The following is a 6,001-nucleotide window of genomic DNA, read 5'->3' as shown; positions in this document are numbered from 1 at the left end:
GGAGGTCGCTCGGCCGGAGGTCGCTCGGCCGGAGGGCGCCCGGCCGGAGGTCGCTCGGCCGGAGGTCGCTCGGCCGGAGGGCGCCCGGCCGGAGGTCGCTCGGCCGGAGGTCGCTCGGCCGGAGGGCGCCCGGCCGGAGGGCGCTCGGCCGGAGGTCGCTCGGCCGGAGGGCGCCCGGTGCGCTGAGCAGGAGGCTCACGGATGCGACGGTCCGGTGGTCGACCCGCGGGGCAGCGCGTGCGCGGCACCGTAACCGGCCTCCTGGGCCTGGGTCGTGAAAGGCCGACGCAGTGTTCGGCCAGGCGGTCCAGCGGGACCACCGGGGCGATGCCCTCGGCGAGGGTGTCGGCGAAGGCGGCGGCCAACCCGACGAACGTCGGTGAGCTGCTCTTCACAGGTCATGACGGAGCAGCGTCTCCTTGTTCGCCGAGTCGGCCGCGGCCCTTCACCTGATCGTCCGCCGACTGGAACCGCAGCGTGCGCGCCAGAACCTCCTGTGCCACCTCGGTGACCGTGCACCCTTGCGAGAAGGCGTGCGCCCGCAACCGGTCCAGAGCCTGTTCGGGATCGACCCCCAGTTGGACCATGACCATGCCGACGGCCTGATGGACCTCGACGTGGTCCGCCTGAGCAGCGTCCACCCATGACGCCACCCCTGATTCGTCCGCCTCCTCGAAGCCGTCGGACGCCGCTTCCAGGCTCAGTACGGCGAACGTGACCGCGTCCCGTACCAGCAGAGCGATCCGCAGATCCTGCGAGGACAGGCGCCCGGCGGTGTCCCGATAGAGGTCGAGGGTGCCGAGGGTCAGCGCACCGGTGCTGAGCGGCAGTGAGAAGACCGCCCGGACTCCCAGGTCGACGGCCTGGTGGGCGAAGACCGGCCAGCGGCGGGCGTCCGGCCCCTCGGTGAGGTCCGGGGCGAGCACCGGGGCGGCCTGGACGAGGGCGCTCTGGCAGGGGCCGTCACCCAGCGTGTACTGCGCTTCGGCGAGGCGCGCCGCCGTGTCGTCGCTGGCACACCACAGCGCGCGGACGGTACTGCTTCCGCTGATCGAGATCGAGGCGCCGCTGACCGGGAGCAGGTCCACGCAGGCTCGGCACAACAGCTCGGGCGCCCGCCGCACCTCGCTGGACGCCGTCAGGGACGTGAAGGCCTCGGCGACCCGTCGGTGGTCCTCCGAGTCGGACGGCTGTACGCGGTTGGGCAGCTCGTTTCCACCGCCGCGCTTCTCGGGCCACATCGGCTCCACCTCCGCCCGGTCGCCCAGCCAGCAGCACGATCCACCAGTATCGTCCACGACCGCACCCCGGGAGGGCCGGCATCCGCCCGCCCTGTCCCGGCACGCCACGACACCCGCGTCCCCAGTCTCGTCCCGTCAGCCGGTTCCGGCACGCACCGGTCCGATCCGTTCCTGTCCCGGCCCATTCCTGTCCCGGCCCATTCCGGTTCCGGTACGCGCCGGTTCCGGTACGCGCCGGTTCCGGTACGCGCCGGTTCCGGCTAGTACCGGTTGTTCCGGCCGTACCAACTCATCCGGTTGCCGACTCCTGTGCTCATGCGCCCACTCGGCACGAGAGTGTCGTCGGCACGTAATCCCTCATGGATCCCTCACGGATCGCTCATACCCCGACGGGCACGGCCGGAAGATACAACCGGACTCGACACACAGTAGTGGTGTCATGGCTCTTTGTGCTTGGCTGTCGTGTGGAACGGACAACGAACCCTCAACCCGGGGGCCGTTCGTTCCGGCTCGGCCTCCCCCCAGTCCTCAGGACACACGTGATGAACACCGAACCTCATGATTCCACCAGGGGGGCGCAGGAAGTGGCCGCGGCCCTGCTCGTCCTCGTCGACGCACCGGCCCGGGGTGAGGACGAGGAGCGTCTCCTCCGACGGCTCGCGCAGGGCGCAGCCGACATACCCGGCGTGGAGGCGGCCGCCTGCAGTCTCCCCGGCCCGGAGGGTGTCCCCGGGCACCTGGCCGCGTCCGACGAACGGGCCCATCGGCTGGAGCGCCTCCAGGCCAAGTCGCGGGAAGGACCCTGCCTGGACACCTCGCGCGGTGAAAGGCCCCTGACCAACATCGCGCTGACCCACCCGCACAGCCGGACCCGCTGGCCCCGCTTCACGGACCACGCCCTGACCGAGGGTTTCACCGCCCTCACGGCTTTACCCCTGGCTCATCAGGGCCGGACCATGGGCGCGCTCGAGCTGTATCACCAGCACAACCACCTGGCGCCGTCGGACCTCCGGTGGGCCCGGCTCCTTGCCGATGCCACGGCCGTCGGTCTGGCCCATCGCGACATGCTGCGCGACGCGCTCGTCCGGGGCGATCAGCTGCAGGGCGCGCTGAACACCCGGCTCGTCATCGAGCAGGCCAAGGGCATCCTGGCCGAACGCTTCGACTGCGACCTCCAGGAGGCGTTCGACCGCCTGCGCGGCCATGCCCGCACGAACCAGCTGAAACTCTCCGCCCTGGCCGCCCTGATCGTCGCCAGCCCGTCCGACAGCCCGCCTTTTCCCCGCCCACGTCCACGCCCGGCCCACTGACCGCGGGCCCCTGCGACGCCGACCGCCGCCTCGGAGGTCGCAGCGGCCTCGGCGGCCTCGGCGCGGTCGCCGACCCGGGCCCGCGCCGCGGGCCCGGGGGCTCTGTCAGTGGGCCGTGGGATGCTGAAGGCATGACCATGGAGGACTTGGTCCGACTGCGCAAGGCTCGCGACCGGATGGACCGTGAGTACGCCGAGCCATTGGACGTGCCCATGCTCGCGCGCACCGCGCTGATGTCTCCGGGCCACTTCCAGCGCAGCTTCCGGGCCGCCTTCGGCGAGACTCCGTACGGCTATCTCATGACGCGCCGCATCGAGCGCGCGAAGGCACTGCTCCGGCGTGGCGACCTGAGCGTCACGGAGGTCTGCTTCGCGGTGGGGTGTACGTCGCTCGGTTCGTTCAGCTCCCGCTTCACGGAGCTGGTCGGAGAGACTCCGAGCGCGTACCGGGGGCGCTCGCACGAGCCGGGGGCGGCGATTCCGGCGTGCGTGGCGAAGATGTACACACGACCGGTGCGCCGCGCCGCGGCAAAGCCTCTAGCGTGAAGTCATGGACCTCAAAATCGCGCAGTGCTTCATCTCGGTCGACGACCACGACCGGGCGCTCGCCTTCTACTGTGACGTGCTGGGCCTGGAGGTCCGTAACGACGTCGGTTTCGAGGGCATGCGCTGGGTCACCGTCGGACCTCCGCTCCAGCCGGACGTGGAGATCGTCCTGGAGCCGCCCCTGGCCGACCCGAACGCCCCGGCGGCGGACCGGCAGACCGTGGCCGAACTGATGGCCAAGGGGCACCTCCGGGGCGTCATCTTCACCACGGAGAACTGCGACGCGACGTACGAGCGACTGCTCGCCGCGGACGCCGACATCCTCCAGGAGCCGATGGACCAGCCGTACGGAGTCCGCGACTGCGCGGTCCGCGACCCCGCGGGCAACCTCCTGCGCTTCACACAGCGCAAGGCGTGAGGGCAGAGGGCCCGTAAAGGGCTGACGGGCGAAGTGCCAGGGGCCGCGCTACGGATTCAGGAATTTCGCTCCGTGTCGACCCGGAGCTCCTCGGGCCTTCCGGGTTCCACCTCCTCCTGATGGCTCGCGCACCGGGAGTCACGGCAGGGGCCGGGGCCCCATACAGGCACGAAGACACCAAGAGTCTTGTGCCGACGCACGACCGTGTCGACGGACTGCTTGCAGACCGGACAGACGGACTCATCACTGGCCATGGCCTCAGGATATTGCGGGAGGAGCCGGGCCGACAGGCGAGCGACGCCCCTCGGTCAACGCTTCCTGCTGTACGTCCGCACGACCGCGCCGTTCTTGAAGGTACGCACCTCGCCGAGCGTGAACTCGCTGACCGCGAACCCCGAGCCGAACATCGGCATACCGCTACCCAGCACGATGGGGTACGTCTTGATGACAAGTTCGTCGATCTCTTCGAGCAGCTCGCCCGCGATCTGCGAGCCGCCGCACAGGTAGATGCCGAGGTCGCCGTCCTCCGCCTTGAGCTCGCGTGCCTTGCCGACCAGGTCGTCGGCGATGATCTCGACGTTCGCGTCGGGCGACTCCTTGAGGGTGCGCGAGGCGACGTACTCGCGCATATGGGCGTAGGGGCTGGTGACGTCGACCTCCAGCGCCAGGTCGTAGCTGGCGCGGCCCTGGATGATCGTGTCGTACTTCTGGTTCTCCAGGTCGTCGATGCCCAGCGGGCGGCGCCCGTGGGTGGGCATGGTCTCCGGATACTCGGTCTTGAGGAACTCGAAGAACTCCTCGTCCACGAGCGAGATCATCGACGACGCGTCGCCGCCCGGGTCGCCGATGAAGCCGTCGATCGAGCAGGCGATGAAATACGTGAGCTTTCGCAAGCCGGTCTCTTTCCGTAGACTGCGTGAACCACTCCATTCATAGTGCTTCAACTGTAGTGGTCGCAAGGTGATTTCGAGGTGACTTCGAGGATTGCCCGTACGGGATCGAAGTGGGAGAGAGGTTTCCGGATGGCGAGCAATCCGCAGCGCCGAGCCGCCCTGGTCGACGCCGGCGTGGAGGTCCTGGCCCGCGAGGGGGCCCGCGGACTGACCTTCCGCGCGGTGGACGACGCGGCCGGGGTGCCGGTGGGCACCGGGTCGAACTACTTCACCGGCCGCGACGACCTGCTCCGGCAGATCGACGCCCGCCTGCACCAGCGACTCGCCCCGGACCCGGAGGTCATGGCCGAACTCTTGAAGGCTCCGAGGGACCGCCGTCTGATCACCGCCTTCATGCACGACCTCATGGCCCGCACCCAACGGGACCGCACGGGCTACCTCGCCCTGCTGGAAATGCGTCTGGAAGCCACCCGCCGCCCGGAACTGCGGGCCTCCTACACGAAGACCATCCGCGCCGACCTCGAACACGGCATGGAGTTCCACCGCGCCGCGGGCCTACCGGGCGGCGACGAGACCGTGACGATCCTCTACGTCGCCATGCTCGGCCTGATCCTCGAACACCTGACCCTGCCGGGGGTACTGGACGGGGTGCTGCCGGGGGTGAGCGTGCCGGACGGGCTGGTGGAACGAATCGTCACAGCGATCGTTCCGGCTCCCGGGGCCTGAGCCGTTTCAGGGCCTGAGCCGTTTCAGGGGCGGGCCGTTTCAGGGGCGCGGGGCTCCCGCCACATGGGCCACATCTGCGGCCCGTCGGGCAGATCGACGGCACTGCCCGTGAAAACGAACCCGAGCCGCTCGTAGAGCACACGGCTGCGCGCACTGCTCGCCTCCAGATACGCGGCCCGGCCTTCGCCGTCGCATCGCTCGAGCACGTGCCGGACGAGGGCCGTACCGAGCCCCTCCCCCTGCCGTTCAGGCGTGGCGGCGATCATCCACAGATACTCGTGGGCCGCGCCAACCGGATGTGCCTCGGCGGTCAGCCGGCCGATCAGCTCGACCCGTTCGTTGTCGGGATCGACGGCTTCACGCACCTGGGCGGGACCGTCCTCGTCCTCCTCGTGCGCTTCCGCCGGCACCGACAGCCACAGCGCACAGGCCGAACCGTCCTCCATGACATCCACGTACCCCGCGTCGAGCACGGTGTCGAGGAACACCCTCATCAGCAACGGATGCGTGCGCCGGCGGTGGTCCGCGTCGGGAAAGACCCAGCTGCTCACCGGATCGTTCTGGAAGGCCTCGTCGAGGAGCTGTGTCACGGTCTCCCGGTCGCCCTCCCCTGCTCTTCGGATCGCCACGCCCATGCCCCGCCCCTTCGCCTCAACTGCCCCTGACCATTCGGCCGTCGCAGCCTAGGGCCTGTCCGGTCGATCACAGCGAAGACGCGGGGTGCGGCACGCACATCTGCGCTCACAAGGCACCGCAGCCACCCTTCACCATGACCGACCGGACAGGTCCCAGGCGGTCGCTCCGGGACGAGCGGGCGGGCCCCGCACGCCGTGGGGATGTGCGGGCCCGCCGTGACCGGAACCCCTAC

The 6,001-nt window shown here is 70.0% G+C and carries 8 protein-coding genes and 1 pseudogene; 4 read left to right on the top strand and 5 right to left on the bottom strand.

Annotated features, from left to right (window positions below; translation table 11 throughout):
* Positions 1-199 (bottom strand): annotated as a pseudogene (locus AB0D14_RS41650) (hypothetical protein); the annotation flags it as partial.
* Between the two features lie 199 nt (positions 200-398).
* Entirely contained in the window at positions 399-1,298 is a 900-nt protein-coding gene (locus AB0D14_RS41645) for a GAF and ANTAR domain-containing protein (RefSeq protein ID WP_362789720.1), read from the bottom strand.
* Positions 1,299-1,783: 485 nt separating this feature from the next.
* Between AB0D14_RS41645 and AB0D14_RS41640 the strand changes: the two genes are divergently transcribed.
* From AB0D14_RS41640 to AB0D14_RS41630, 3 genes are all read left to right on the top strand, one after another.
* Positions 1,784-2,551, top strand: a complete 768-nt coding sequence (locus tag AB0D14_RS41640) for a GAF and ANTAR domain-containing protein (protein ID WP_362789717.1) — start codon at positions 1,784-1,786, stop codon at positions 2,549-2,551.
* Between the two features lie 131 nt (positions 2,552-2,682).
* Positions 2,683-3,096: a helix-turn-helix transcriptional regulator gene (locus AB0D14_RS41635; RefSeq protein ID WP_362789715.1), complete on the top strand. Its 414-nt coding sequence runs from the start codon at positions 2,683-2,685 to the stop codon at positions 3,094-3,096.
* Positions 3,097-3,100: 4 nt separating this feature from the next.
* A complete protein-coding gene (locus tag AB0D14_RS41630) occupies positions 3,101-3,514 on the top strand; it encodes a VOC family protein (protein ID WP_362789712.1) in 414 nt (137 codons plus the stop codon).
* A gap of 56 nt (positions 3,515-3,570) precedes the next feature.
* Here the strand turns inward: AB0D14_RS41630 and AB0D14_RS41625 are convergent, their stop codons facing one another.
* Both AB0D14_RS41625 and AB0D14_RS41620 read right to left on the bottom strand, forming a co-directional pair.
* Positions 3,571-3,768 (bottom strand): hypothetical protein, encoded by a 198-nt coding sequence (locus tag AB0D14_RS41625; protein WP_362789709.1) that lies wholly within the window; start codon positions 3,766-3,768, stop codon positions 3,571-3,573.
* A 54-nt stretch (positions 3,769-3,822) separates the two neighbouring features.
* A complete protein-coding gene (locus AB0D14_RS41620; RefSeq protein ID WP_362789706.1) occupies positions 3,823-4,407 on the bottom strand; it encodes a dihydrofolate reductase family protein in 585 nt (194 codons plus the stop codon).
* 129 nt (positions 4,408-4,536) lie between these two features.
* Here AB0D14_RS41620 and AB0D14_RS41615 point away from each other — a divergent pair, with 129 nt between their 5' ends.
* Positions 4,537-5,133, top strand: coding sequence for a TetR family transcriptional regulator (locus AB0D14_RS41615; RefSeq protein WP_362789736.1), 597 nt, complete (start codon positions 4,537-4,539; stop codon positions 5,131-5,133).
* Positions 5,134-5,156: 23 nt separating this feature from the next.
* On the opposite strand, the gene AB0D14_RS41610 is transcribed toward AB0D14_RS41615, so the two are convergent.
* The gene (locus AB0D14_RS41610; protein WP_362789703.1) at positions 5,157-5,768 is read right to left on the bottom strand and encodes a GNAT family N-acetyltransferase; all 612 of its coding nucleotides are present in this window, start codon (positions 5,766-5,768) and stop codon (positions 5,157-5,159) included.
* Positions 5,769-6,001: the final 233 nt, after the last annotated feature.

This window comes from Streptomyces sp. NPDC048484 (assembly GCF_040651415.1).
Lineage (GTDB): Bacteria > Actinomycetota > Actinomycetes > Streptomycetales > Streptomycetaceae > Streptomyces.
The sequence above is the reverse complement of the archived record's forward strand: the minus strand, read 5'-3'. Positions and strand labels throughout refer to the sequence as shown.